The sequence below is a fragment of the Streptomyces sp. NPDC025618 genome, assembly GCF_055558795.1.
The window spans coordinates 150,772-175,131 of the sequence record NZ_JBVHLW010000003.1; the positions used below are offsets into that span (position 1 = coordinate 150,772).

The 24,360-nt window shown below is 72.6% G+C and carries 21 protein-coding genes; 14 read left to right on the top strand and 7 right to left on the bottom strand.

The window, feature by feature from the left end; translation table 11 throughout:
• The first annotated feature begins 8 nt into the window (after positions 1 to 8).
• Entirely contained in the window at positions 9 to 779 is a 771-nt protein-coding gene (locus ACZ4A5_RS04665) for a TrmH family RNA methyltransferase (protein ID WP_467578391.1), read from the top strand.
• Positions 780 to 824: 45 nt separating this feature from the next.
• Here ACZ4A5_RS04665 and paaN read toward each other — a convergent pair whose 3' ends face one another.
• Positions 825 to 2,528, bottom strand: coding sequence for a phenylacetic acid degradation protein PaaN (gene paaN, locus ACZ4A5_RS04670; protein ID WP_467578393.1), 1,704 nt, complete (start codon positions 2,526 to 2,528; stop codon positions 825 to 827).
• Positions 2,529 to 2,708: 180 nt separating this feature from the next.
• On the opposite strand from paaN, the gene ACZ4A5_RS04675 reads away from it, so the two are divergent.
• Positions 2,709 to 4,226 carry a 3-hydroxyacyl-CoA dehydrogenase gene (locus tag ACZ4A5_RS04675; protein ID WP_467578395.1) on the top strand — a complete coding sequence of 506 codons (1,518 nt, stop codon included), beginning with the start codon at positions 2,709 to 2,711 and terminating at the stop codon, positions 4,224 to 4,226.
• 2 nt (positions 4,227 to 4,228) lie between these two features.
• Entirely contained in the window at positions 4,229 to 4,819 is a 591-nt protein-coding gene (locus ACZ4A5_RS04680) for a TetR/AcrR family transcriptional regulator (protein ID WP_467578397.1), read from the top strand.
• 21 nt (positions 4,820 to 4,840) lie between these two features.
• Here ACZ4A5_RS04680 and ACZ4A5_RS04685 read toward each other — a convergent pair whose 3' ends face one another.
• On the bottom strand, positions 4,841 to 5,344 hold the full coding sequence (locus ACZ4A5_RS04685; RefSeq protein ID WP_467578399.1) for an Lrp/AsnC family transcriptional regulator: 504 nt from the start codon (positions 5,342 to 5,344) through the stop codon (positions 4,841 to 4,843).
• 180 nt (positions 5,345 to 5,524) lie between these two features.
• On the opposite strand from ACZ4A5_RS04685, the gene pdhA (ACZ4A5_RS04690) reads away from it, so the two are divergent.
• From pdhA (ACZ4A5_RS04690) to ACZ4A5_RS04710, 5 genes are all read left to right on the top strand, one after another.
• Positions 5,525 to 6,673, top strand: a complete 1,149-nt coding sequence (gene pdhA / locus ACZ4A5_RS04690) for a pyruvate dehydrogenase (acetyl-transferring) E1 component subunit alpha (protein WP_467578401.1) — start codon at positions 5,525 to 5,527, stop codon at positions 6,671 to 6,673.
• Positions 6,673 to 7,719, top strand: coding sequence for an alpha-ketoacid dehydrogenase subunit beta (locus ACZ4A5_RS04695; protein WP_467578403.1), 1,047 nt, complete (start codon positions 6,673 to 6,675; stop codon positions 7,717 to 7,719). The genes pdhA (ACZ4A5_RS04690) and ACZ4A5_RS04695 overlap by 1 nt, the downstream gene beginning before the upstream one ends.
• Positions 7,719 to 9,059 (top strand): dihydrolipoamide acetyltransferase family protein, encoded by a 1,341-nt coding sequence (locus ACZ4A5_RS04700; RefSeq protein WP_467578691.1) that lies wholly within the window; start codon positions 7,719 to 7,721, stop codon positions 9,057 to 9,059. Before ACZ4A5_RS04695 ends, ACZ4A5_RS04700 begins: the two co-directional genes overlap by 1 nt.
• Positions 9,060 to 9,105: 46 nt before the next feature.
• On the top strand, positions 9,106 to 10,065 hold the full coding sequence (locus tag ACZ4A5_RS04705; protein WP_467578405.1) for an NTP transferase domain-containing protein: 960 nt from the start codon (positions 9,106 to 9,108) through the stop codon (positions 10,063 to 10,065).
• 164 nt (positions 10,066 to 10,229) lie between these two features.
• Entirely contained in the window at positions 10,230 to 11,777 is a 1,548-nt protein-coding gene (locus ACZ4A5_RS04710; RefSeq protein ID WP_467578693.1) for a molybdopterin molybdotransferase MoeA, read from the top strand.
• A gap of 7 nt (positions 11,778 to 11,784) precedes the next feature.
• Here the strand turns inward: ACZ4A5_RS04710 and ACZ4A5_RS04715 are convergent, their stop codons facing one another.
• Positions 11,785 to 12,909 carry a potassium channel family protein gene (locus ACZ4A5_RS04715; protein WP_467578407.1) on the bottom strand — a complete coding sequence of 375 codons (1,125 nt, stop codon included), beginning with the start codon at positions 12,907 to 12,909 and terminating at the stop codon, positions 11,785 to 11,787.
• Positions 12,910 to 12,960: 51 nt separating this feature from the next.
• On the opposite strand from ACZ4A5_RS04715, the gene ACZ4A5_RS04720 reads away from it, so the two are divergent.
• From ACZ4A5_RS04720 to ACZ4A5_RS04730, 3 genes are all read left to right on the top strand, one after another.
• Positions 12,961 to 13,938, top strand: coding sequence for an NAD(P)H-quinone oxidoreductase (locus ACZ4A5_RS04720; protein ID WP_467578409.1), 978 nt, complete (start codon positions 12,961 to 12,963; stop codon positions 13,936 to 13,938).
• A gap of 257 nt (positions 13,939 to 14,195) precedes the next feature.
• Positions 14,196 to 14,936, top strand: a complete 741-nt coding sequence (locus ACZ4A5_RS04725) for a hypothetical protein (RefSeq protein ID WP_467578411.1) — start codon at positions 14,196 to 14,198, stop codon at positions 14,934 to 14,936.
• 215 nt (positions 14,937 to 15,151) lie between these two features.
• Positions 15,152 to 15,712, top strand: coding sequence for a bacterial proteasome activator family protein (locus ACZ4A5_RS04730; RefSeq protein WP_398869625.1), 561 nt, complete (start codon positions 15,152 to 15,154; stop codon positions 15,710 to 15,712).
• An 84-nt stretch (positions 15,713 to 15,796) separates the two neighbouring features.
• Here ACZ4A5_RS04730 and ACZ4A5_RS04735 read toward each other — a convergent pair whose 3' ends face one another.
• A complete protein-coding gene (locus ACZ4A5_RS04735; protein ID WP_467578413.1) occupies positions 15,797 to 17,485 on the bottom strand; it encodes a protein kinase domain-containing protein in 1,689 nt (562 codons plus the stop codon).
• Between the two features lie 299 nt (positions 17,486 to 17,784).
• On the opposite strand from ACZ4A5_RS04735, the gene ACZ4A5_RS04740 reads away from it, so the two are divergent.
• Positions 17,785 to 19,398, top strand: a complete 1,614-nt coding sequence (locus tag ACZ4A5_RS04740; protein WP_467578415.1) for a protein kinase domain-containing protein — start codon at positions 17,785 to 17,787, stop codon at positions 19,396 to 19,398.
• Positions 19,399 to 19,446: 48 nt separating this feature from the next.
• Here the strand turns inward: ACZ4A5_RS04740 and ACZ4A5_RS04745 are convergent, their stop codons facing one another.
• The 3 genes from ACZ4A5_RS04745 to ACZ4A5_RS04755 all read right to left on the bottom strand — a co-directional run bounded on the left by ACZ4A5_RS04745 (position 19,447) and on the right by ACZ4A5_RS04755 (position 21,847).
• Positions 19,447 to 20,523 (bottom strand): phosphotransferase, encoded by a 1,077-nt coding sequence (locus ACZ4A5_RS04745; protein WP_467578695.1) that lies wholly within the window; start codon positions 20,521 to 20,523, stop codon positions 19,447 to 19,449.
• A 108-nt stretch (positions 20,524 to 20,631) separates the two neighbouring features.
• Positions 20,632 to 21,084, bottom strand: a complete 453-nt coding sequence (locus ACZ4A5_RS04750) for a pyridoxamine 5'-phosphate oxidase family protein (protein ID WP_467578417.1) — start codon at positions 21,082 to 21,084, stop codon at positions 20,632 to 20,634.
• A 103-nt stretch (positions 21,085 to 21,187) separates the two neighbouring features.
• Positions 21,188 to 21,847, bottom strand: coding sequence for a response regulator (locus ACZ4A5_RS04755; protein WP_467578419.1), 660 nt, complete (start codon positions 21,845 to 21,847; stop codon positions 21,188 to 21,190).
• A 361-nt stretch (positions 21,848 to 22,208) separates the two neighbouring features.
• On the opposite strand from ACZ4A5_RS04755, the gene pdhA (ACZ4A5_RS04760) reads away from it, so the two are divergent.
• The gene (gene pdhA, locus ACZ4A5_RS04760; protein ID WP_467578421.1) at positions 22,209 to 23,363 is read left to right on the top strand and encodes a pyruvate dehydrogenase (acetyl-transferring) E1 component subunit alpha; all 1,155 of its coding nucleotides are present in this window, start codon (positions 22,209 to 22,211) and stop codon (positions 23,361 to 23,363) included.
• The gene (locus tag ACZ4A5_RS04765; protein ID WP_366002093.1) at positions 23,363 to 24,343 is read left to right on the top strand and encodes an alpha-ketoacid dehydrogenase subunit beta; all 981 of its coding nucleotides are present in this window, start codon (positions 23,363 to 23,365) and stop codon (positions 24,341 to 24,343) included. Before pdhA (ACZ4A5_RS04760) ends, ACZ4A5_RS04765 begins: the two co-directional genes overlap by 1 nt.
• The last annotated feature ends 17 nt before the right edge of the window (positions 24,344 to 24,360 follow it).

A 24,360-nucleotide genomic window follows, 5' to 3' on the forward strand; every position in this document is an offset into this window, starting at 1 on the left:
CTGAGGGCATGACCGAGGACGAAGCCGTGGCCGCCGTACGCCAGTGGGGCGAGCTCGCCCCTGACGCCGTACTGCTCGACGGCTTCCACGCCTTGAAGCACGCGCTCCGCTTCGGCGCGGACGTGCGGCTGGCCGTCTGCGCCGACAAGGAGGCCACGCTGGCGCTCGCCGCCGAGCTGGCCGACGACCTCACCGAGGAACTCGCCGAGCGGCTCGTCGCGATCCCCGCGCCGAGCCTGCGGGAGCTGCTGCCCCGGGTCCACCCCACGGGGGTGGCCGCGCTGGCGGCCAGGCCGAGCCGCCGGAAGAACCTCGACACCCTGTCGCGGGCACCGCGGCTCGCACCCGTCGTCGTGCTGGACAACCCGCGCAACCTCGGGAACGTCGGCGCCGTCATCCGCCTCGCCGCGGGCTTCGGCGTCACGGGTGTGGTCACGACCGGTGACATGGACCCGTGGCACCCCAACGCCGTACGGGCCGGCGCGGGCCTGCACTACGCGACCGCGGTCGAGCGGCTGCCGCTGCCCGAATTGCCGCCCGGCCCGGTCTTCGCGCTGGATCCGGAGGGCGACGACATCCGGTCCGTCGACTTCCCCGACGACGCGCTCATCGCCTTCGGCTCCGAGCGGCACGGCATCTCGCCCGACCTGCGGGAGAGGGCGACCCGGCTGGTCGCCCTTCCCATGCGGCCGCAGGTGTCCAGCTACAACCTCGCCACGAGCGTCGCCATGGCCCTCTTCCACTGGGGCGGGCCGGGCTTGGAACGGCCTCTGGGCTGAGGGGCGCCCGCCGCTCGCGGCGGGAGCCGCCCCGGCCCGCACGGCCTAGAGCGGACGCCGCACCTCCACCGTGCGGAAACGGCTCGCGACGAACGCGCTGTCGCACAGCACCGCGTTGGCCGACGGATTGCCGCCGGAACCGTGGAAGTCGGAGAAGGCGGCGGTCTGGTTCACGTACACCCCGCCGGTGAGGTTGAGGGAGAGCTGGGCGCACTCCTCCAGGCAGGCGTCCTCCACCAGCCGTTCGACCTCCGGCGAGGTGGTGTACGCCCCGACGGTCATCGCGCCCTTCTCCCGCACCGTGCGGCGCAGCAGCTCGACGGCGTCCGCGGCCGAGTCCACCGCCACGGCGAAGGACACCGGGCCGAAGCACTCCGACAGATAGGCCGCCTCGGAATCCGGCTTGGCGCCGTCCAGCTTGACGATCACGGGCGTGCGGACCGTGGCGTCGGGGAAGTCGGGGTTGGTCACCTCCCGTGAGGCGAGGGCGACTTCGCCGAGCTGCCCGGCGGCGGCGAGGCGCTCCTTGACCTGGTCGTTGACGATCGCGCCCAGCAGGGCGTTCGCCCGGGCGTCGTCGCCCAGCAGGCCGTCCACGGCGGCGGCGAGGTCGGTCACCACCTCGTCGTAGGACTTGGGCCCCGCGTCCGTGGTGATCCCCTCACGCGGGATGAGGAGGTTCTGCGGGGTGGTGCACATCTGGCCGCTGTAGAGGGACAGCGAGAAGGCGAGGTTGCTCAGCAGGCCCTTGTAGTCGTCGGTGGAGTCGATGACGACCGTGTTCACCCCGGCCTTCTCCGTGAAGACCTGTGCCTGGCGGGCATTGGCCTCCAGCCAGTCGCCGAAGGCGCTGGAGCCGGTGTAGTCGATGATGCGGATCTCCGGGCGCACGGCCAGGGACTTGGCGATGCCCTCGCCGTCGCGCTCGGCGGCCAGCGTGACCAGGTCGGGGGAGAAGCCCGCCTCGCGGAGGACCTCGCGCGCGACGCGCACCGTCAGGGCCAGCGGCAGCACGGCGCGCGGATGCGGCTTGACCAGAACCGCGTTGCCCGTGGCCAGGGAGGCGAACAGGCCGGGGTAGCCGTTCCAGGTGGGGAAGGTGTTGCAGCCGATCAGCAGCGAGATGCCGCGCGGCACGGCGGTGAACTCCTTGCGCAGCTCCAGCGGCGGGCGCTTTCCCTGCGGCTTGGACCAGTCGGCCGACTCCGGGGTGCGGACCTGCTCGGCGAAGGCATAGGCGACGGCCTCCAGGCCGCGGTCCTGGGCGTGCGGGCCACCGGCCTGGAAGGCCATCATGAACGCCTGGCCACTGGTGTGCATGACCGCGTGGGCGAACTCGTGCGTACGGGCGTTGATCCGGGCGAGGATCTCCAGACAGACCGCGGCCCGCGCCTGGGGGCCCGCCTCGCGCCACTGCGGCATCGCCGCGCGCATCGCGGGGAGCAGCGCCTCGACGCCGGGGTGCGGATACTCGATGCCCAGCTCCGGTCCGTACGGGGAGACTTCGGAGCCCGCCCAGCCGTCCGAGCCCGGCTGGTCCAGCTCGAAGCGCTTGCCGCGCAGCGCCTCGAAGGCGGCCTGGCCCTCGGCGGCACTCAGGCTGCCGGGCACGGCGCCCTCCGGGCCGTACGCCTTCGGGTGCTCGGGGAAGGGGGACCAATAGACGCGCGTGCGGATGGCGTCCAGGGCCTGGTCGAGCGTCGGGAGGTGCTTCTCGATCAACTGGGCGGTGCTGGATCCGGCGGTCACGGCTGACCAACTCCTCGTCGAGCTGGGCTCGGATGGGGCGACAGGCTTCGGGCGACAGAACGCGGGCGGGACGCTTCGGGAGGCCGGGAACTCCCCCCGATGGATACAGTAACCGAACGATCGGTCGGGACAAGAGGGCCCGGCGAACCTGTGGACAACTCATCGGGGAGGATCACCGGCATGACCGCAATCGAGCCGAACGCGACCGTCGCAGTCGTCGGCACCGGCACCATGGGCCAGGGAATCGCCCAGGTCGCCCTGGTGGCGGGCCATGGTGTGCGGCTGTACGACACGGTCGAGGGGCGGGCCGTGGAGGCCGCCCGGGCCATCGGCGCCCGCCTCGACCGCCTCGTGGAGAAGGGCAGGCTCACGGCCGCCGGCCGCGACGCGGCGCTGGCCCGTCTGCACCCCGCCGCGCGACTGGAAGATCTCGCTGACTCGGCGCTCGTCATCGAGGCGATTCTGGAACAACTGCCCGCCAAGCAGAAGCTGTTCGCGGAGCTGGAATCGGTCGTTCCTGACGACTGCCTGCTGGCCACCAACACCTCGTCCCTGTCGGTGACCGCCGTCGCGGGTGCCCTCCGGCTGCCCGGCCGTCTCGTCGGCCTGCACTTCTTCAACCCCGCGCCGCTGCTGCCGCTCGTGGAGGTCGTCCGGGGCTTCGCCACCGACGCGGCTGTGGCGGAGCGGGCGTACGACACCGTGGCCGCCTGGGGAAAGAAGCCGGTGCGCTGTGCCGACGCCCCGGGCTTCATCGTCAACCGCGTCGCCAGGCCCTTCTACGCCGAGGCGTTCCGCCTCCACGAGGAGCGGGCCGCCGGCCCCGCGACCCTCGACGCCGTGCTGCGTGAGAGCGGCGGCTTCCCGATGGGCCCCTTCGAGCTCACCGACCTCATCGGCCAGGATGTGAACGAAGCCGTCACCCGTTCGGTCCATGAGGCGTTCTTCCACGACCCGAAGTTCAGGCCCTCGCTCGCGCAGCGGCGCCTCGTGGAGGCCGGGCTGCTCGGCCGCAAGAGCGGCCGCGGCTGGTACGACCACACGGCCGGAGCCGAGCGGCCGTCGCCGCGCACCGAGGAACCGTGCGGCGCCCCCGCGGAAGTCACCGTCCACGGACGGCTTCCCGGTGTCTGCGCCGCACTGGCCGAGCTGATCCGCGAAGCCGGCATCACGGTCACCGAGGTCCCCGGGCCCGAGGACGAGGGATATCTCGTCCTCCCCGGCGGCACGGAGCTCTCCCTCACCCAGGGCCGCCCGGCCACCACGGAGCCCGCCGGCGCCCGGATCCACTTCGACCTGGCCCTCGACTACCGCACCTGCGCCCGCGTCGCCCTCGCGCCCTCCGCGGCAGCCTCCCCGGCGGACGTCCGGGCGGCCACCGGCCTGTTCCAGGCGCTCGGCAAGCAGGTCAGCGTCATCGGTGACGCACCGGGCATGATCGTGGCCCGTACGGTCGCCATGCTCGTCGACTTCGCCGAGGACGCCGCCGGCCGGGGCGTCGCGAGCCCGGAGGACATCGACACCGCCATGCGGCTCGGCGTGAACCATCCGCGCGGTCCGCTGGAGTGGGGCCGGATCCTCGGCCCGGCGCGAGTGAGCCGGATGCTGCGGAACCTGCACTCCCAGTACCCCGACGGCCGCTACGCGCCGTCCCAGCCGCTGCTCCGCCGTGCAGCCGTCGAAGAGAGCCTGCTGTAATCATGACCATGGCCAAGCGCGACACCTACACGCCCGAATCGCTGCTCGCGGTCGCCGTCCAGGTGTTCAACGAGCGGGGCTACGACGGCACGTCCATGGAGCACCTCTCCAAGGCGGCCGGGATCTCCAAGTCCTCCATCTATCACCACGTGAAGAGCAAGGAAGAGCTCCTCCGGCTCGCGATAAGCCGCGCTCTGGACGGGCTCTTCGCCGTCCTGGACGAGCCGCGCGCCGTCGAGGGGCGGGCGATCGAGCGGCTGGAGTACGTCACCCGGCGGACCGTGGAAGTCCTGATGGACGAGCTGCCCTACGTGACGCTGCTGCTGCGGGTGCGGGGCAACACGGACACCGAGCGCTGGGCCATGGAGCGGCGCCGCGAGTTCGACCACCAGGTCGCCGAGCTGCTGAAGCGCGCCGCGGCCGACGGTGACCTGCGGGCCGACGTCGACGTCCGGCTGGCGACCCGGCTGCTCTTCGGAATGATCAACTCCGTCGTGGAGTGGTACCGGCCGGAGCGAGGCGGGGCCACGAGTGACGAGGTGGCCGACGCGGTGGTCCGCACGGCCTTCGCCGGGCTGCGCACCACCGGCTGACCCGGGCGGACGCGGCCCCGGTCAGGGCTCCCCCGGCACCCGCCCCTCCTCCAGGTCCGTCTCCTCGAAGACCAGCAGGGTGCGGGTGCTGAGCACCTCTTCCATGGCCTGGATGCGGGTGAGGACGAGCTCCCGCAGCGCGTGGTTGTCCTTGGTGTGGACGAGCAGCAGGACATCGAAATCCCCGCTGACCAGCGCGATATGGGCGGCTCCCGGCAGCGCCCGGAGCTTTTCGCGGACGGTGCGCCAGGAGTTCTGGACGATCTTCAGCGTGATGTACGCCGAGGCGCTCTGCCCCGCGCGCTCCTGGTCGATCCGGGCGCTGAAGCCGCGTATCACCCCGTCGTCGATGAGGCGGTTGATCCGGGCGTAGGCATTGGCGCGCGAGACGTGCACCCGCTCCGATACGGACCGTATCGAGGCGCGGCCGTCGGACCGGAGCATCCGCAGGATCGCGCGGTCGATCTCGTCGAGCGGCCGGGCGGGTGGCTTGCCGCCCGAGAAGGCCATCTGTTCGTCCGGCATACCGCCCCGCCTCCCCTTCGTGGACGTCCTGTCCATATCTCAGGTTGTGGAGAACCGTTTGTCCACAGGGTGGGGTCGCCTGTAGCCAAAATGTGCCGGCGACCGAACAATCGGTAGGGAGGGCGTGCGGCGCGCTGAGCCGTGCGGCCGGTCAAGCCCGCCCCAAAGGAGGTGCTCGTCATGACGGTTCTGGAGCAGCCCGGCTCGTACCGGCCCGTCCCGCCCCCTGCCTGGCAGCCCCGCACCGACCCCGCGCCGCTGCTGCCCGACACGGAGCCGTACCGCCTGCTGGGCACCGCCGCGGCCGCCGGGCTGGATCCCGGGCTGCTGAAGCGGCTCTACGGCCAGCTGGTGCGCGGCCGGCGGTACAACGGCCAGGCCACCGCCCTCACCCGCCAGGGCCGGCTGGCGGTGTATCCCTCCTCCACCGGGCAGGAGGCGTGCCAGGTCGCCGCCGGGCTCGTCCTGGAGGAGCGGGACTGGCTGTTCCCCAGCTATCGCGACACCCTCGCGGCCGTGGTCCGCGGGATCGACCCCGTGCGGGCGCTGACGCTGCTGCGCGGTGACTGGCACACCGGATACGACCCGCGCGAGCACAGGGTGGCGCCCCTGTGCACCCCGCTGGCCACCCAGCTGCCGCACGCGGTCGGGCTCGCGCACGCCGCGCGGCTCAAGGGGGACGACGTCGTCGCGCTCGCCATGGTCGGTGACGGTGGCACCAGCGAGGGCGACTTCCACGAGGCCCTGAACTTCGCCGCCGTCTGGAAGGCCCCGGTCGTCTTCTTCGTGCAGAACAACGGCTTCGCGATCTCGGTGCCCCTGGCGAAGCAGACCGCCGCACCCTCCTTCGCGCACAAGGCCGTCGGTTACGGCATGCCCGGCCGGCTGGTCGACGGCAATGACGTCGCGGCCGTCCACCAGGTGCTCGCCGAGGCCGTCCGCCGTGCCCGCGGCGGCGCGGGCCCCACGCTGGTCGAGGCCGTCACCTATCGCGTCGACGCCCATACGAACGCGGACGACGCCACGCGCTATCGCTCCGACGCGGAGGTCGAGACCTGGCGCGCGCACGACCCCATCGACCTGCTGGAGCGGGAGCTGACCAGCAGGAAGCTGATCGACGCGGCCGTGGTCGAGGCCGAGCGGGAGGCCGCTGAGCGGCTGGCCGCCGATCTGCGCGACCGGATGAACCAGGACCCCGTCCTGGACCCGATGGAGCTCTTCACCCATGTCTACGCCGAGCAGACCGCCCAACTGCGCGAGCAGGCCGACCGGTTGCGGGCCGAGCTCGCCGCCGCCGGGGAGTCCGGCGCTCAGGAAGGGGCGCGGTGATGACCACAGCGGCTGTCAGGGCCGGCCACAAGCCCGCCACCATGGCGCAGGCGCTCGGCCGGGCGCTGCGTGACGCCATGGCCGACGATCCGTCCGTCCATGTCCTCGGCGAGGACGTGGGCACCCTGGGAGGCGTCTTCCGGGTCACCGACGGGCTGGCCAAGGAATTCGGCGAGGACCGCTGCACGGACACCCCGCTGGCCGAGGCCGGCATCCTGGGGGCGGCGGTCGGGATGGCCATGTACGGGCTGCGGCCCGTCGTGGAGATGCAGTTCGACGCCTTCGCCTACCCCGCGTTCGAGCAACTGATCAGCCACGTCTCGCGGATGCGCAACCGCACGCGCGGGGCGGTACCGATGCCGCTCACGGTGCGGGTGCCGTACGGCGGCGGAATCGGCGGGGTCGAGCACCACAGCGACTCCTCCGAGGCGTATTACATGGCCACACCGGGCCTTCATGTGGTCGCCCCGGCGACGGTCGCCGACGCGTACGGACTGCTCCGCGCCGCGATCGCCTCCGACGACCCCGTGATCTTCCTGGAGCCCAAGCGGCTCTACTGGGCGAAGGACCACTGGGACGCCGCGCACCCGGAGACGGTGCCCGGCATCGGGCGCGCGGTCGTCCGGCGCCCGGGCTCGTCCGCGACCCTCATCACCTACGGACCGTCCCTGCCGGTCTGCATGGAGGCGGCCGAGGCGGGGCTCGCGGAGGGATGGGACCTGGAGGTCGTCGACCTGAGGTCCCTGGTGCCGTTCGACGAGGAGACCGTCTGCGCGTCCGTACGGCGCACCGGCAGGGCCGTTGTCGTGCACGAGTCGGCCGGTTTCGGCGGTCCTGGAGGGGAGATCGCCGCACGGGTCACGGAGCGCTGCTTCCACCACCTGGAGGCGCCGGTGCTGCGCGTCGCCGGCTTCGACATCCCCTACCCGCCGCCGATGCTGGAGCAGCACCATCTGCCCGGCGTGGACCGGGTGCTGGACGCTGTCGCGCGTCTGCAGTGGGAGTCGGAATGGACGCCCGCGGGGCACGAGAGGAGCGGGCGCTGATGGCCGTGGTGCGCGAATTCCGGCTGCCGGACCTGGGCGAGGGGCTCACCGAGGCGGAGGTCGTCCGCTGGCTGGTGAAGGTGGGTGACGTGGTCGCCGTCGACCAGCCCGTGGTGGAGGTCGAGACGGCCAAGGCCATGGTCGAGGTGCCGTGCCCCTACGGAGGCGTGGTGACCGCCCGGTTCGGGGAGGAGGGGTCCGAGCTCCCCGTGGGGGCACCGCTGTTGACGGTGGCGGTCGGCGAGCCGGTGCCGGTGGGGCCGGAAGGCGACGGGCACACCGGGGGAGCCGGGAGCAGCACGCCGGAGGGCTCGGGAAACGTGCTGGTCGGCTACGGCACCCAGGCTCCCGCGGCCCGGCGGCGCCGGGTCCGGGCACCGGTCGGCGACCGGCGGCGGACGGCAGGGGACGCAGGGGGCGCAGGGGATGCGGCACCCGAGGTGCCCGGGAGGACGGCTCCGGTGGCCAGGGCGGTGATCTCCCCGCTCGTCCGGAGGATCGCCCGGGAGCGCGGACTCGACCTCGCCCAGGTGCGCGGCAGCGGCCCCGAGGGCCTGATCCTGCGCGCTGATGTCGAACGGGCGGCGGCAGAGCGTCGGGACGGGCGGGAGACGGCCCTCCGGAGCGCGGATACGGCATCCCCGCGACCCGAGGCGCTGCGCATACCGCTGCGCGGAGTGCGCGGCGTGGTCGCGGAGAAGCTCGGCAGGAGCCGCCGGGAGATCCCTGACGCCACCTGCTGGGTGGACGCCGACGCCACCGAACTGCTCGCCGCCCGCCGGACGATGAACGCCACCGGCGCGCCCAAGGTCTCGCTGCTCGCCCTGCTGGCCCGGATCTGCACCTCGGCGCTGGCGGAGTTCCCCGAGCTGAACGCCACCGTGGACACCGAGGCCCAGGAGATCGTGCGGCTGCCGGGTGTGCACCTCGGCTTCGCCGCGCAGACGGACCGCGGGCTCGTCGTCCCCGTCGTGCGGGAGGCCCACACCCGTAACGCCGTCGCGCTGTCGGCGGAGATGGCCCGGCTCACCGAAGCGGCGCGGACGGGCACGCTCAGCCCGGCCGAGCTGACCGGAGGCACGTTCACGCTGAACAACTACGGGGTGTTCGGAGTGGACGGCTCCACGCCGATCATCAACTACCCGGAGGCCGCGATGCTCGGTGTGGGCCGGATTGCGCCGAAGCCCTGGGTGCGGGAGGGCGAGCTGGCGGTACGGCAGGTGGTGCAGCTGTCCCTCACCTTCGACCACCGGGTCTGCGACGGAGGCACGGCGGGCGGGTTCCTGCGGTACGTGGCCGACTGCGTCGAGCGCCCGGCGGTGCTGCTGCGCTCCCTGTGAGGGGGAGGACAGCGGACGGCCGTGCGCGAGCGGCCATACTCGACGGGTGACTGCTTATGACGCCGTAGTGCTTGCCGGAGGTGCGGCCGGCCGACTGGGCGGTGCGGACAAGCCCGCCCTGAGTGTGGGCGGTCGCACGCTGCTCGACCGGGTGCTGAGCGCGTGCGCCGACGCCGGTGACACCGTCGTCGTCGGGCCGCGCCGTCCGACCGTACGGGCCGTGCGGTGGGCGCGCGAGCAGCCTCCCGGCGGCGGGCCGCTCGCCGCGCTCGACGCGGGGCTCCGGCACACGGCCGCCGCCACCACGCTCGTGCTCTCCGCCGACCTGCCGTTCCTGCGCGCCGAGACCGTACGGGCGCTGCTCCGCGAGGTCACCCATGGGGGCGCCGCGGTGGAAGGCATCCTGCTCGCCGACCCCGGCGGCCGTGACCAGCCGCTGGTAGCGGCCTACCGCACAGAGTCGCTCCGCCGTGAACTGGCGCTGCTCGCCACCGAGTACGGCTCGCTGTCCGGGCTCCCGCTGCGGCTGCTCACCGCTGAGCTGTCGCTCGGCCGCCTTCCGCACCCGGACGCCTCGTTCGACTGTGACACCTGGGAGGACGTCGCCGCCGCCCGCGCGCGCATCAGGGACGATGGGTGGGTGCTGGATGAATGGATCACCGCTGCCAAGGCCGAGCTCGGCATCGATCTCGATGTCGACACGGTCGCCCTTCTGGATCTCGCGCGCGACGCCGCGCACGGCGTGGCCCGCCCCGCCGCGCCCCTGACGACCTTCCTGGTCGGTTACGCGGCCGCGCAGCGGGGCGGCGGCCCCGAGGCCGTCGCCGAACTCACGCGCAAGGCCGTCGCGCTGGCCCAGCGCTGGGCCGAGGAGGCGGACGGCCCCGGAGCGGCCGCGCCGGCCGGGCGGCCCGCGACGGCGCCGGGCAAGCCCGCCGCCGGTCAGGGACACCGCTCCGGCGACAGGAACCCTCGGTCCGATGACAAGGCCGAAGAGTCGGAATGACCGACAAGGAAGCGGATTCCGCGCTCGACCGGGCCGCCGCGGAGGCGCTGGCGTTGTTCGCCCGTGACCGACGTACCGAAGGTCACGACGACGGCCCTGCCGGGCCACCGGCCGCGACCGTGCACGACGACGAAACTCCCACCGCATATTTCCCCTTCGGAGAGATGCCGATAGGAAGTGGCGTGGTCGGCGGTGGTCGCGCGGGCACTTCCACGGGCGGGGTTCGCGGCAACAGTTCCCCGGCACGGGATTACGAGTTCCTGTTCGCCGACGACCCCTTCGGTGAATCCGCCTCCCCCGCTTCTTGCCCGCCCGCCTCCTGCTCTCCCGGCCCTTCCGCTTCCGCCCCTTCCCCCGAGCCCGCTTCCCGCGCCGAGCCCGCCTCGGAGCGCGCCTCCGCTCCAGCAACCGGGCGCTCCGGCGGACCATCCGGGCACTCCGGCGAACCGACCCACCCGTCGTCCCACTCCCCGTCCGGCACCCCCATGGCTGACCTGCCCCCGCGGCCCCACTCCGCCACGCCCTGGCCGCGCGCCCACCTGACCGCCGCGCGGGCGGCCGAGGCGCTGCCCACCGAGGAACGGCCCCTCGGCGAAGCCCTGGGACAGGTGCTGGCGGAACCCCTGGACGCCCTCACCGACCTCCCGTCCTTCGACACCTCGGCCATGGACGGCTGGGCGGTCTCCGGCCCCGGCCCCTGGCGGCTGCCGCCACCCCAGGCCGACAGTGACGTCCTGGCCGGAGCCGACCATTCCGGTGCCACGCCGCTCCGCGACGGGCACGCCGTCCGCATCGCCACCGGCGCCCGCGTCCCCCCGGGCGCCACCGCCGTCCTGCGCAGCGAGCACGGCAAGGTGACCGGCCAGGGCGAACTGCACGCCACCCGCCGCGTCACGCACGGACAGGACATCCGCCCCCGCGGCCAGGAGTGCCGCCACGGCGACCACCTGCTGCCCGAGGGCACCACCGTCAGCCCGGCCGTGGCGGGCCTGGCCGCCGCCGCGGGCTACGACCGGCTGCGCGTCACCCGGCGGCCCCGCGTGGAGATCCTGGTGCTCGGCGACGAGCTGCTCCGGGAGGGCCTGCCCCAGGGCGGCCGGATCCGGGACGCCCTGGGGCCCATGCTCGCCCCCTGGCTCGCCGCGCTCGGCACCGAGGTGATCGCGACCCGGCGCCTCGGCGACGACGCGGACGTCCTGCACGACGCCGTCACCTCCTCGGACGCCGATCTGGTGCTCACCACGGGCGGCACGGCCGCCGGGCCCGTCGACCACGTGCACCCCACCCTGCGCCGCGTCGGCGCCGAGCTCCTGGTCGACGGTGTCGCCGTCCGGCCGGGTCACCCCATGCTGCTGGCCCGGCTCGCGCCCGGTCGGCACCTGGTCGGCCTCCCCGGCAACCCGCTGGCCGCCGTCGCGGGCCTGCTGACCCTCGCGGAGCCGCTGCTGCGCACGCTCTCCGGCAGCCCCGCGCCGGGCCGCACCCGGGCGGCGCTCGCCGAGGCCGCGCAGGGGCACCCCACGGACACTCGGCTGATGCCGGTGCTGCGGCTGCCCGGTGACCGCGTACGGCCCCTGGCCTTCCACGGACCCGCCATGCTGCGCGGTCTCGCGGCGGCGGACGCGCTGGCCGTCGTCCCGCCCGGGGGTGCGGCAGACGGCGACACGGTGGGCCTGCTGGGCCTCCCCTGGGCGGCACCGGCAGGGACGTGACCGGGGCTCAGCCCGCCTCGCTCACGCCCGCCGTCTGGATGGTGATCACCCGGTCGGAGAGGTGGAGCGTCGCCGCTTCCGGGTCGGTGAAGTGCAGGAGCCGGTGGCCGCGTACGACCGCCACCACCAAGTCCTCGCAGTCGCGCGGCGAGTTGCCCGCCTCGCGCTTGGTGACCGGGCGCTCGACGACGTCCAGGCCGTTGCCGTACGTCAACAGGTCCTCCAGGACCGTGCCGACGTTCGGGCTCACCATCGACATGCCGAGCAGCCGGCCCGCCGAGCTGGAACTGGTCACCACCGTGTTGGCACCGCTCTGCCGCAGCAGCGGCACGTTCTCGTCCTCCCGGACGGCCACCACGATCGTGGCCTGCTTGTTGAGCTGGCGTGCCGTCAGGGTCACCAGGGCCGCCGTGTCGTCCCGCTCGGTGCAGATCACGACCTGCGCGGCCCGCGGCAGCTCGGCGCGCTGCAGGGTGTCGGAACGGGTCGCGTCGCCCAGGACACCCACCAGGCCGTCGCTGGACGCCGCGTCCACGACCTTCTTCTGCGGGTCGACCACCACGATCTTGTCCTTCGGCTTGCCCTGCCCGATCAGGGTCTCGATCGCGTGGCGGCCCTTGGTGCCGTATCCGACGACGACGGTGTGATCTCGCATCCGCGACCTCCAGCGGTGGATGCGCACTTGCTGGCGCGTCCGTTCGGTCAAGACTTCCAGGGTCGTACCGACCAGAATGATCAGGAACAACACGCGCAACGGCGTGACCACGAAGATATTCGTCAGCCGCGCCCCGTCGCTCACGGGTGTGATGTCGCCGTAGCCCGTCGTCGAGAGGGTGACGGTCGCGTAATAGGCGGAGTCCAGGAAGCCGACGGCGCCGTCCGCGTTGTCGTGGTAGCCCTCGCGGTCGGCGTAGACCAGCAGCGTCGTGACGCCGAGCACCAGCAGCGCCATGATCAGCCGGCGCAGCACCTGCCGCAGCGGAGCCGCCACGTTCTGGACGGGCATCACGATGGAGCGCCCGGCCTCCGCGTCGTCCTCGGCCTCGCCGCGGGTGCGGTGCCAGAGCGAGCGGAAGAGCGAGAGCCGGGTGGGCGCCTTCCGGGAGTCCGGGCGCCGCGGGTTTGTTGCCATGCGTCCCATGTTCCGGGATCGGCGGGGGGAGGCGGGAGTAGCCTCGCGAGCATGCATGCGATCACCATCCCCCAGCCCGGCGGGCCGGAGGCCCTCGTCTGGGCCGAGGTCCCCGATCCCGTTCCCGGCAGCGGAGAGGTCCTGGTCGATGTCGTGGCCAGCGCCGTCAACCGCGCTGACGTCGTGCAGCGACAGGGTTTCTACGACCCGCCGCCCGGCGCCTCCCCCTACCCCGGCCTGGAGTGCTCCGGCCGGATCGCCGCGCTCGGCCCCGGGGTGAGCGGATGGGCGGTCGGCGACGAGGTCTGCGCGCTGCTCGCGGGCGGCGGGTACGCCGAGAAGGTCTGTGTGCCGGCCGGTCAGCTGCTGCCCGTGCCCGAGGGCATGGACCTGGTCACCGCGGCCGGTCTGCCCGAGGTGACGGCCACCGTCTGGTCCAACGTCTTCATGGTCGCGCACCTGCGCCCCGGTGAGACCCTGCTCGTCCACGGCGGCGGCAGCGGCATCGGGACGATGGCCGTGCAGCTGGCGAAGGCCGTCGGCGCGCGTGTCGCCGTCACGGCGGGCAGCCGGGACAAGCTGGAACGCTGCCGGGAGCTGGGCGCGGACATCCTCATCGACTACCGCGAACAGGACTTCGTCGAGGAGCTCGGCAAGGTCACCGGAGGCGTCGGCGCGGACGTCATCCTCGACATCGTCGGCGCGAAGTACCTCGCGCGCAATGTGGACGCCCTCGCCGTCAACGGACGGCTCGTCATCATCGGCCTCCAGGGCGGCCGCAAGGCCGAGTTGGACATCGGCGCGCTGCTCACCAAGCGGGCCGCCGTGATGGCCACCTCGCTGCGGGGCCGCCCGCTCGCGGAGAAGGCGACGATCGTGGCCGCCGTGCGCGAACACGTCTGGCCGCTGATCGCCGGAGGGCGCGTACGGCCCGTGGTCGACCGGACGTTGCCGCTCCGGGAGGCCGCGGAGGCCCATCGCGTGCTGGAGGAGAGCACGCACGTCGGGAAGGTGCTGCTGACCACCTGACGCGTGAGCCGTCGGCATTAAGCGCGAGGGCGCGGTCAAACATGCCGGTCGCGCATGAACCGCGACCGCCCGCGCTGCCGCTCGCGTCGGCCGCCCGCCGTGGCCACCGCCGTCAGCCGCCCGCGCTGCCGCCCGCGTCAGCCGCCCGCCGTCGCCGCCCGTCACCCGCTTGGCCCCTCGCCCGCGCCGGACGGCGGAGTGCGTGTGAGGGTGGGGCTGTTGGCGTGGGGGCGGCGGCTCGGGCGGAGGGCGGCGGCGTGAACGGTGGAATACGGGCGGCCTCCCGCGCCGCCTCGGCGGCGGTGGTCATGGCAGCGCTCATGGCGACCGCGCCCGGTGCGCACTGTGCCGGGCGCCCCGCCCCGGCACCACCCGTACGCCCCTTCGCCCCGCCCGCGGGCCCTTCCTCGGCTTCCTCTGCTTCCTCCGCCGCGCCTGCCTCCGTCCCTTCCCCGCCGCTCGCCGCGTCGTCCGTGCCACCGGCCGCCGGACGCGCACCGCGCGGCGTGGCCGGAGCACCGCCGCCCAGGGCGCCCGCGAACGGGCGGCACGGCAGGGCGAACCTCGCGCCCTCACCGCCGTTCGCTTTCCCCTCCGGACCCACGCCCGCTCCTCCGGGCGGTGATGGCCGGCTCGCGGGAAACGCCGCCGGCGAGGGGCGTACGCACCCGGGGCGGGCCACCGACCCGGCCCCCTCGGAGGAGCCTGACGACGCGGAATCCGAGGCGGACGACGAGACGGCGTCCGGCGAGCCCGTGCCCGGTGAGTCCCCGTCCGCGACGCAGCGGACGCGCGGACAGGCGGACGCGGCGCGGCCGCGGCACCCGGGTCCGCGTCCGGTGCCGGACGACGGGCGGGGTTCCGGAGCGGACGGGCGAGGCGGCGAGCAGGCCGCGTACGGGGACCGCGTCATGCGCGTACTGCCGCTGGGGACCGGGATGATGCTCACCGGCCTGGGCCTCGGCTTCATCGCGCTGCGGTTGCGGCGGACCGGGTGAGGGTGTGGCCTGGACAGGGGCCGGCCCGCGCGGCTCCTCCTGACCGTGCGCGCCCCGATCCGGCCGGCGCGTGCGGAAGGTGAACGCCGACACGTGCGAAAGACCAGCGGCGCGCGGAGTGGAAAAGGGGCGCGCGGCGGGGTGTGTGACACGGTGGATCAGGCGTGTACGGGGGCATCAACAGGGGGAAATCACCTGTGCGAGAGAATGGCGGCATGGATATGCCGAGGAACGAACGGTCGCAAGAGAGCCCGCAGGTCCTGGTCGTGGGTCCGGACGGCATGGCTCTCGGCAGCGCCAGCCCCGGCGTCGGGGAGGGTGACGACGAGTCGCGCGAGGTCCCGGTGACGGAGATGGTGGAACAGCCCGCCAAGGTCATGCGCATCGGCAGCATGATCAAGCAATTGCTGGAGGAGGTCCGGGCCGCCCCTCTGGACGAGGCGAGCCGCGTGCGCCTCAAGGAGATCCACCACAGCTCCGTCAGGGAGTTGGAGGACGGCCTCGCGCCCGAGCTGGTGGAGGAGCTGGAGCGGCTGTCGCTCCCCTTCACCGACGAGACGATCCCCACCGAGGCCGAACTGCGGATCGCGCAGGCACAGTTGGTCGGCTGGCTGGAGGGGCTCTTCCACGGCATCCAGACCACGCTGTTCGCCCAGCAGATGGCGGCGCGGGCGCAGTTGGAGCAGATGCGCCGGGCGCTCCCGCCCGGCATCCTGGGGGACGACGAGGAGGGCGGCCACCAGCACGGCGGCGCGCGCTCCGGCCCGTATCTCTAGTCCGTCAGCGGCACGGACGCGCGTGTGCCCGGTAAGTCCCCCGAGGACGTACCGGGCACACGCGCGTCCGCCGCGGTCAGGCCCCTACGAGGCCGGGTCGCCCGTCGACACGGTCAGCACGAACTCGTCGCTCGGCGACTTCGGGTCGAAGGGGTCGCCCTCCTTGGGGGTCTGGCTGAGCACCGTCCCCTTGCCCCAGGTGTTCTCGGGCTGCACGTCGACGCGGTACTTCCAGCCCGCCGCCTGCAGGCACGCCTTGACCGAGTCGACGTAGAAGTAGCTGAAGTTGGGCGCCGTCTTCTTCGTCTTGTCGTTGAAGTAGTCGTAGGCGTTGGTGCACTTCTGCTTGTCGATGGTCTTCGTCTTGTCGCCCTCTTTGTGCTGCGACTTCGTGCCGCCGGTGTCGCCGCCCGAGGTGGCTCCCCCGGCGGACCCGCCGCCGGAGCCGGCCACCGGGGCGGCCGACTGGGACTCCTTCGCCTGGTTGCCGGAGTCACCGCCGCCGCCGTTCAGCGAGATCGCCGCGATCACGCCGATGACCGCGAGCACCGCGACCACGGCGGAGCCGATCAGCACCGGCTTGTTGCTCTTGCCGCCGCCGCTGCCCGGCATCGGAGCGGGCGTCGCGTACGGCGGAGGGGTCCCGGGGCCGCTCGGGCCGCCCTGGAAGGACTGGGCGGGGGTCGGGTAGCCCGGAGGGCCCGGCGGGGGCGTGGAAGGGCCGTAGCCGCCGTTGTACGCGCTCTGGGCGGGCGGCTGGTACGGCATCTGGACGCCCTGCGGGCCCGGCACCTGCGCCTGCTGGTCGACCGGCGGGAAGACCGCGGAGCCCACGCCCGCGCCGCTGCGGGGCGGAGCGCCGCCCGTGATGATCACCGGCGAGGCCGCGGACTGGGCGGTGCCCACCACGCGCGCGCACTCGTCGCGCATGGACTCGGCGCTCGGGAAGCGCTCGTTCGGGTTCTTCTTCAGCGCGCGGGCGACGAGCGCGTCGACGGCCGGCGGGATCGAGCGGTTGATCGTGGAGGGCGCGACCGGCTCCTCCTGGACGTGCGCGTACGCGATGGCCAGCGGGGAGTCCGCGTCGAAGGGCAGCCGCCCGGTCAGCAGCTCGAAGAGCATGATGCCGACCGAATAGAGGTCGGAGCGGGCGTCCACGCCGCGGCCGAGCGCCTGCTCGGGCGAGAGGTACTGCGGGGTGCCCACGACCATGCCGGTCTGCGTCATGGAGGTGACGCCGGACTGCATGGCCCGCGCGATGCCGAAGTCCATGACCTTGACCACGTTGCGCTTGGTCATCATCACGTTGCCGGGCTTGATGTCGCGGTGGACCAGCCCCATCTCGTGGCTGACCTCGAGGGCGGCCAGCACATCGGCGGTGATCTTCAGCGCCTTCTCGGTGGGCATCGCGCCGTACTGCCGGACGTCCGAGTCGAGCACGGAGCGCAGCGGCTGGCCTTCGACGTACTCCATGACGATGTACGGCATGGTCGACCCGTCCAGGTCGTCCTCGCCCGTATCGAATACCGAGACGATGTTGGTGTGTGTGAGCTTGGCGACGGCCTGCGCCTCGCGCCGGAAGCGCTCGCGGAAGGACGCCTCGCGCCCGAGCTCCGTGTGCAGGGTCTTGATGGCGACCTGGCGGTCCAGCACGCTGTCGTAGGCCAGGTGCACGGAGGCCATGCCGCCCTCACCGAGGAGGTCGCGCAGCTGATACCGGCCACCGCCGACCGAACGGCCCGCATAGCGGCCTTGTGCGCCGTCCTGGCTCATCGTTCCACTTCCCCCTTGGGCGCACTGCCTGCTGTACTGGTCCGGATCGGGCCGGTCCGTCGATATATCTCGGCCAAGTCTGCCCGAGGGCGCGGGCACGTCAAGCCGCGTGCCCGTTCCGTGACGGGATGAGCGACAAGCCGTCACGAGATTTGCCTTGCTCAGGCCCGTGCGGGTTTGATAGCGCGTCCATCTCGGACCGGCGCGCGGCCTGGAGCCTGTAGCGTGCCTTAGCGGAAGACCGTTTTCCCCGCGCAGCGCCTCCCACGCGCAGCGGCCAGACACGACGGCGAGGACTGATGGCACAGACGCAGAGCGCCCAGGGTCCACCGGACCCTGACGCCAACGGGGGCGGTATGCCCGATGTGCCTGAAATGTGGGGTAACGGCGGACTGGTCGGCGACGGCCGCTACCGCCTGACCCACCGGCTCGGGCGCGGTGGCATGGCGGAGGTGTTCGCCGCCGAGGACGTACGTCTCGGCCGCACGGTCGCGGTGAAGCTGCTCCGCGCCGACCTCGCCGAGGACCCGGTCTCCAAGGCGCGCTTCACCCGCGAGGCACAGTCCGTGGCCGGGCTCAACCACCACGCGGTGGTCGCGGTTTACGACTCCGGCGAGGACACCGTCGGCCGCAACGTCGTGCCGTACATCGTCATGGAGTTGGTTGAAGGCCGCACCATCCGCGACCTGTTGCTGAACGCCGAGGCCCCGCCGCCGGAGCAGGCGCTGATCATCGTCTCGGGCGTGCTGGAGGCGCTGGCCTACAGCCACCAGCACGGCATCGTGCACCGCGACATCAAGCCCGCCAACGTGATCATCACCAACAACGGCGCCGTCAAGGTCATGGACTTCGGCATCGCCCGCGCCCTGCACGGCGCGGCGTCCACCATGACGCAGACCGGCATGGTCATGGGCACCCCGCAGTACCTCTCGCCCGAGCAGGCGCTCGGCAAGACGGTCGACGCGCGCTCGGACCTCTACGCCACCGGCTGTCTGCTGTACGAACTGCTGGCGCTCCGCCCGCCGTTCACCGGTGAGACCCCGCTGTCGGTGGTCTATCAGCACGTCCAGGACAACCCCGTGCCGCCCTCGCAGGTGCTCAGCAGCGTGCCGCCGGAGCTCGACGGGCTGGTCATGCGCTCCCTCGCGAAGGATCCGGACGACCGGTTCCAGAGCGCGGAGGAGATGCGCGGGCTGGTGCAGTACGCGCTCCAGATGCTGCACGACGCGGGTGCCCACACGGGCTCCTGGGACACCGGACCGGTCGCGCACGCCACCGCCGCGACGCAGGCCCTCGGCATGGGCGGCGGCATGGCGGGCACCACCGCCATGCCCCACCCGCTGCACGGCGACACCTCGCAGCAGCCGCTCATCCCGTCCCGCCACGGCGACGACGGCGGTTTTGACGGCTACAACGGCGGCCACGGTGGCCGGGGCCGCGACAACCGCGGTGGCGGCAAGGGCAAGATGGTGCTGGTCGCCGTGCTCGCGGTGCTCGCCATCGCGGTGGGCGTGGTCTACGCGCTGAACCAGACCAAGTCCACCGGCGCCGACAACCACAAGACGACCGACAAGACCTCGACCGGCCCGTCGTCCCCCGGCACGCCGTCCACGGCGGAGTCGCCCAGCGAGCGGCCGCGCAGCCCGCAGACCGGCGGGGAGTACCCCGGCGGCCACAGCCGGGACACCGACCAGACGGGCGGCGGCAACGACGAGCCGTCCACCGTGCCGTCGCGGGGCCACCACTCGAAGGGGCCGACGGACAATCCGACGGACGGTGGCACGACCGGTCCGACGGGGCCCACCGACCCGACGAACAAGCCGCCGACGGACGACCCGAAGCCGCCGACCGAGCACCCGACGCCGCCGGGTACGACCACCGGCAACACCCTCCAGGGCGGCCTGGGCGGCTGACCGCGCGACGCACGGCCCTGAGCCCGTCTCCCGCACCGGGAGGCGGGCTCAGTCCGTGAAGGCGTCGCGCACGGAGCCGTACGCCCGCGTCCACCACACGGCCAGCGCCGCGGACGCGGGGAAGCCGGGGTCGGCGCGGTGGTCGCCCAGCTGATAGCGCCAGCGCAGCATCCAGAAGTCGTTGAGCCGCTCCCACCACACGCGGTGCACGGCCGCGGCCAGTTCGGCCGTCCCGGCGCCGCACGCGCGTCGGTACGCGCGCGCGTAGGGGCGTATTTTCGCCAGGTCCAGCGTGCCGTCGGGCCGCAGGAAGAAGATCACCGCGGCCCGTACGGCCTCCTCGGCGCGGGGCTGGACGCCCAGGCGGTCCCAGTCGATGATCGCCGCGGGCTCGCCGCCCCGGTAGAGGAGGTTGAGCGGGTGGAAGTCGCCGTGCACCCACCCGCGGGCGGGGGCGGCGGCGGGACGGCGGTGCGCGTGCCGCTCCAGCAGGGCACGGCGCTCGACGAGCCGGTGCTCGGCGAGCTCGTCGAAGGAGTCGCGGGGGCGGCGCCGTACGAGCACCAGGAGCTCCTCGATGAGGGCGTAGGTGTCCTGGGGGTCCGCCGCGGCGTCCTGGACCGCCCCCTGGGGCCCCTCGAAGGCCCGCGGGTCCCCAGGATTCCGCTCGGGCTCTCCCGGGCCCGCAGAGGGCCCTCCAGGGCCCTCCTCGGGGGCATCCGGTGACGCGGAGGTCTCCTGCGGGCAGACCTGCGCCAGGCAGGTGTGCACCTGGCCCAGGAGCGTGCCGAGGCGGCGGGACTGGGCGCGGGTCAGCTCGCCGCCGTCGTGGTGGCGGCCCTCGACCCAGGGGTGCAGGGCGTAGCAGCGGCCGTCGAGGACGGTCACGGTGGAGCCCTCGGCGTCGGCGACCGGTGGGGCGACGGGCAGGCCCAGGGCGGCCAGCCGCAGGGTGACGCTGTGCTGGCGGGCGATGGCCGCGTGGTCGCCGTCGAGGTGGTGCTTGAGGAAGAAGGCCCCGCGCGTCGTGGTGAGGCGGTAACCGCGGTTGAGCAGGCCCTCGGTCAGCGGGACGCAGGCCAGGGGCGTGCCGGCGTTGCCGTACCGCCGGAGCAGGGCGTGCAGCGTGCCGCTGCCCGGTGCCTGAAGTCCGCCGTCCCCGCCGGTTCCGCTGTGAACAGTGGTGGCGACGAGCGGGGAGACAAGTGAGCGCGGCACGCTCCAAATGTTAGATCAGGCGAAGTGCGCGACCTGTCGCGCGGGGACGCCTTCGAGGCGATGCAGCGTGATGAACTGCGGTTCGATGCACAGGTATTCGGGCACGAAGGGGGCGTCGTCCGCGGTGCGCGGCGCCCGGCCGAAGAGCTCCAGCTCGGCGGGCGACGGCGTGAAGAGCCGCGCGGTGCCGACGAATTGCACGGTCCGGACGTCCTCGTCGCCCTCGCGGCGGTTGCTGAGGTTGTCGGCGCCGTACGCGACGACGTTGCCGTCGCACGCCTGCGCGTAGCCGAAGCCCGCGTGCATCCGCAGCACGACCGAGCGGCCGGACACGATGTGCCGGGCGACGGTGACGAAGGGCAGCGCGCGCATGCTCACGGACAGCCTGCCGTAGGGCAGGCCGGCGAGCAGTTCGAGCGCGCGGTATTCGTCGCAGTCGTCGTGGGGCCCCGGAGGCGCGGTGAGCATGGCACCACTGTGCCCGGTGGTGCCGCCCGCCCGTAGGGGCACCCGGCCCTGGGGCCGGGGACGTTGGTCCCGAAAGGGGAAAGAAAGGGGAAAACCGGCGGTTTCAGCGCTTCTGGGCCTGCATGCGGGCCACATAGGCGGCCGCCTGGGAACGCCGCTCCATGCCCAGTTTGGACAGCAGGCTGGAGACGTAGTTCTTGATGGTCTTCTCGGCCAGGTGCAGCTGTTCGCCGATGGCGCGGTTGGTCATCCCCTCGCCGATCAGGTCGAGGATGCGGCGTTCCTGGTCGGTCAGGCTCGCCATCCGGTCGTCGCCCTTGGGGTCCTTGCCGTCGCGCAGCCGCTCCAGCACCCGCGCGGTCGCCACGGGGTCGAGCAGGGATTTCCCGGCCGCCACGTCCCGTACGGCCGAGAGGAGCTCATTGCCACGGATCGCTTTCAGTACGTAACCGGACGCGCCCGCCATGATGGCGTCGAAGAGTGCCTCGTCATCCGCGAAGGAGGTGAGCATCAGACATTTGATGTTCTGGTCCTGAGAACGGATTTCCCGGCAGACTTCCACTCCGCTGCCATCCGGAAGGCGAACGTCCAGAACGGCGACATCCGGCCGGGTCGCGGGAATGCGCACCAAGGCGTCCGCGGCCGTACCGGCCTCACCCACGACCTCGATGTCCTCCTCCACGGAGAGCATCTCGTGCACCCCGCGACGGACCACTTCATGGTCATCGAGCAGAAATACCGTGATTTTTCCTTGTTCGGGCACAGTCACAGTCTCACACACCAACTCTTCCCCTGCTCTTGTCCTCCGGGATAACGTGCGGTCGTTCCGGCAGTCCGCAGGGCTGTGCTCACAAGGACGTGACCAGGAGCGTTGTCCCGCTTTCTCGATTTACTTGGAAATCCAAGCAAAATTGCAGGTCAGGCGGGGTTTCGCGGGAATGCGGCCTTCTGGGTAACGTGCTTATTGCAGGCCATTCGCCGGGGCGCCTGTCACGCCCGGTTCCGGCCTCGGCACACCCACCCCGTGTGCCGTCGGGGACCGGGCGAGCATTTCCCTGCCTCACGGCGGGGGACCCCTTCCGGCCGCCGGCGACCCCGGGGGCCGGACAGACGGAGGAGCACACGTGACTGTGGACAGCACTGCCGCGCGCAAGCCGCGCCGGGGCAGCAGCAAGCGCGCCGGCGCCAGGACGAGCGCCGCGCGGGCCGGCGAGCCCGAGCTCGTACAGCTGCTGACGCCGGAGGGCGAGCGGGTCGAGCACCCCGACTACTCCATCGACCTGACGCCCGAGGAACTGCGCGGCCTGTACCGGGACATGGTGCTGACCCGGCGGTTCGACGCCGAGGCGACCACCCTTCAGCGCCAGGGCGAACTGGGCCTGTGGGCCTCGCTGCTCGGCCAGGAGGCCGCCCAGATCGGTTCCGGCCGGGCCACCCGCCCGGACGACTACGTCTTCCCGACCTACCGCGAGCACGGCGTCGCCTGGTGCCGCGGGGTCGACCCCACGAACCTGCTCGGCATGTTCCGCGGTGTGAACCACGGCGGCTGGGACCCCAACGAGAACAATTTCCACCTCTACACGATCGTCATCGGCTCGCAGGCACTGCACGCGACCGGTTACGCCATGGGGGTGGCCAAGGACGGCGTGGACTCCGCCGTGATCGCCTACTTCGGCGACGGCGCGTCCAGCCAGGGCGACGTGGCGGAGGCGTTCACCTTCTCCGCCGTCTACAACGCCCCGGTCGTCTTCTTCTGCCAGAACAACCAGTGGGCCATCTCCGAGCCCACCGAGAAGCAGACCCGCGTCCCGCTCTACCAGCGCGCGCAGGGCTACGGCTTCCCGGGCGTGCGGGTCGACGGCAACGACGTCCTCGCCGTCCTCGCCGTCACCAAGGCCGCCCTGGAGCGCGCCCGCACCGGCCAGGGACCCACGCTGGTCGAGGCGTTCACGTACCGCATGGGCGCCCACACCACCTCCGACGACCCGACGAAGTACCGCCGGGACGAGGAGCGCGAGCTGTGGGAGGCGAAGGACCCGATCCTGCGCCTGCGGACCTACCTGGACCGCGAGGGCCACGCGGACGAGGCGTTCTTCGCCGCCCTGGAGACCGAGTCCGACGCGCTCGCCAAGCGGGTGCGCGACGTCGTCCGGACGATGCCGGACCCCGACAACATGGCGATCTTCGAGAACATCTACGCCGACGGCCACGCGCTGGTCGACGAGGAGCGCGCCCAGTTCGCCGCCTACCAGGCTTCGTTCGCCGAGGAGAGCCACTGATGTCCGCCGAGAAGCTCTCCATCGTCAAGGCGATCAACGCCTCCCTGCGCACCGCCCTGGAGTCCGACCCCAAGGTCCTGGTCATGGGTGAGGACGTCGGCAAGCTCGGCGGCGTCTTCCGCGTCACCGACGGCCTGCAGAAGGACTTCGGCGAGGACCGGGTCATCGACACCCCGCTCGCCGAGTCCGGCATCGTGGGCACCGCGATCGGCCTGGCCCTGCGCGGCTACCGCCCGGTCGTGGAGATCCAGTTCGACGGTTTCGTCTTCCCCGCGTACGACCAGATCGTCACCCAGCTCGCCAAGATGCACGCCCGCGCGCTCGGCAAGATCAAGCTGCCGGTCGTCATCCGCATCCCCTACGGCGGCGCGATCGGCGCGGTGGAGCACCACAGCGAGTCGCCGGAGGCGCTCTTCGCGCACGTGGCGGGCCTGAAGGTGGTCTCCCCGTCGAACGCCTCCGACGCCTACTGGATGCTCCAGCAGGCCATCCAGAGCGACGACCCGGTCATCTACTTCGAGCCCAAGCGCCGCTACCACGACAAGTCCGAGGTCGACACCGAGGCGATCCCCGGGCCGCTGCACACCGCGCGCACCGTCCGCTCCGGCACGGACCTCACCCTCGCCGCCTACGGCCCTATGGTGAAGACCTGTCTGGAGGCCGCTTCGGCGGCCGCCGAGGAGGGCAAGTCCCTGGAGGTCCTGGACCTCCGGTCGATGTCGCCCATCGACTTCGACGGGATCCAGGCGTCCGTCGAGAGGACCCGCCGGCTGGTCGTCGTGCACGAGGCACCGGTCTTCCTGGGCACGGGCGCGGAGATCGCCGCGCGGATCACCGAGCGCTGCTTCTACCACCTGGAGGCACCGGTGCTCCGGGTCGGCGGATATCACGCGCCGTACCCGCCGTCCCGGCTGGAGGACGAGTACCTTCCGGGACTGGACCGGGTGCTCGACGCCGTCGACCGCGCGCTGGCGTACTGAGGGGTTCGAGGAGAGTC

Excerpts from the sequence above, each read along its gene's own strand:
- ACZ4A5_RS04665 (WP_467578391.1), top strand. The coding sequence starts at position 9 with ATGACCGAGGACGAAGCCGTGGCCGCCGTACGCCAGTGGGGCGAGCTC.
- ACZ4A5_RS04675 (WP_467578395.1), top strand. The coding sequence starts at position 2,709 with ATGACCGCAATCGAGCCGAACGCGACCGTCGCAGTCGTCGGCACCGGC.
- ACZ4A5_RS04680 (WP_467578397.1), top strand. The coding sequence starts at position 4,229 with ATGACCATGGCCAAGCGCGACACCTACACGCCCGAATCGCTGCTCGCG.
- ACZ4A5_RS04685 (WP_467578399.1), bottom strand. The coding sequence starts at position 5,344 with ATGCCGGACGAACAGATGGCCTTCTCGGGCGGCAAGCCACCCGCCCGG.
- pdhA (WP_467578401.1), top strand. The coding sequence starts at position 5,525 with ATGACGGTTCTGGAGCAGCCCGGCTCGTACCGGCCCGTCCCGCCCCCT.
- ACZ4A5_RS04695 (WP_467578403.1), top strand. The coding sequence starts at position 6,673 with ATGACCACAGCGGCTGTCAGGGCCGGCCACAAGCCCGCCACCATGGCG.
- ACZ4A5_RS04700 (WP_467578691.1), top strand. The coding sequence starts at position 7,719 with ATGGCCGTGGTGCGCGAATTCCGGCTGCCGGACCTGGGCGAGGGGCTC.
- ACZ4A5_RS04710 (WP_467578693.1), top strand. The coding sequence starts at position 10,230 with ATGCCGATAGGAAGTGGCGTGGTCGGCGGTGGTCGCGCGGGCACTTCC.
- ACZ4A5_RS04715 (WP_467578407.1), bottom strand. The coding sequence starts at position 12,909 with ATGGCAACAAACCCGCGGCGCCCGGACTCCCGGAAGGCGCCCACCCGG.
- ACZ4A5_RS04720 (WP_467578409.1), top strand. The coding sequence starts at position 12,961 with ATGCATGCGATCACCATCCCCCAGCCCGGCGGGCCGGAGGCCCTCGTC.
- ACZ4A5_RS04730 (WP_398869625.1), top strand. The coding sequence starts at position 15,152 with ATGGATATGCCGAGGAACGAACGGTCGCAAGAGAGCCCGCAGGTCCTG.
- ACZ4A5_RS04735 (WP_467578413.1), bottom strand. The coding sequence starts at position 17,485 with ATGAGCCAGGACGGCGCACAAGGCCGCTATGCGGGCCGTTCGGTCGGC.
- ACZ4A5_RS04740 (WP_467578415.1), top strand. The coding sequence starts at position 17,785 with ATGGCACAGACGCAGAGCGCCCAGGGTCCACCGGACCCTGACGCCAAC.
- ACZ4A5_RS04750 (WP_467578417.1), bottom strand. The coding sequence starts at position 21,084 with ATGCTCACCGCGCCTCCGGGGCCCCACGACGACTGCGACGAATACCGC.
- ACZ4A5_RS04765 (WP_366002093.1), top strand. The coding sequence starts at position 23,363 with ATGTCCGCCGAGAAGCTCTCCATCGTCAAGGCGATCAACGCCTCCCTG.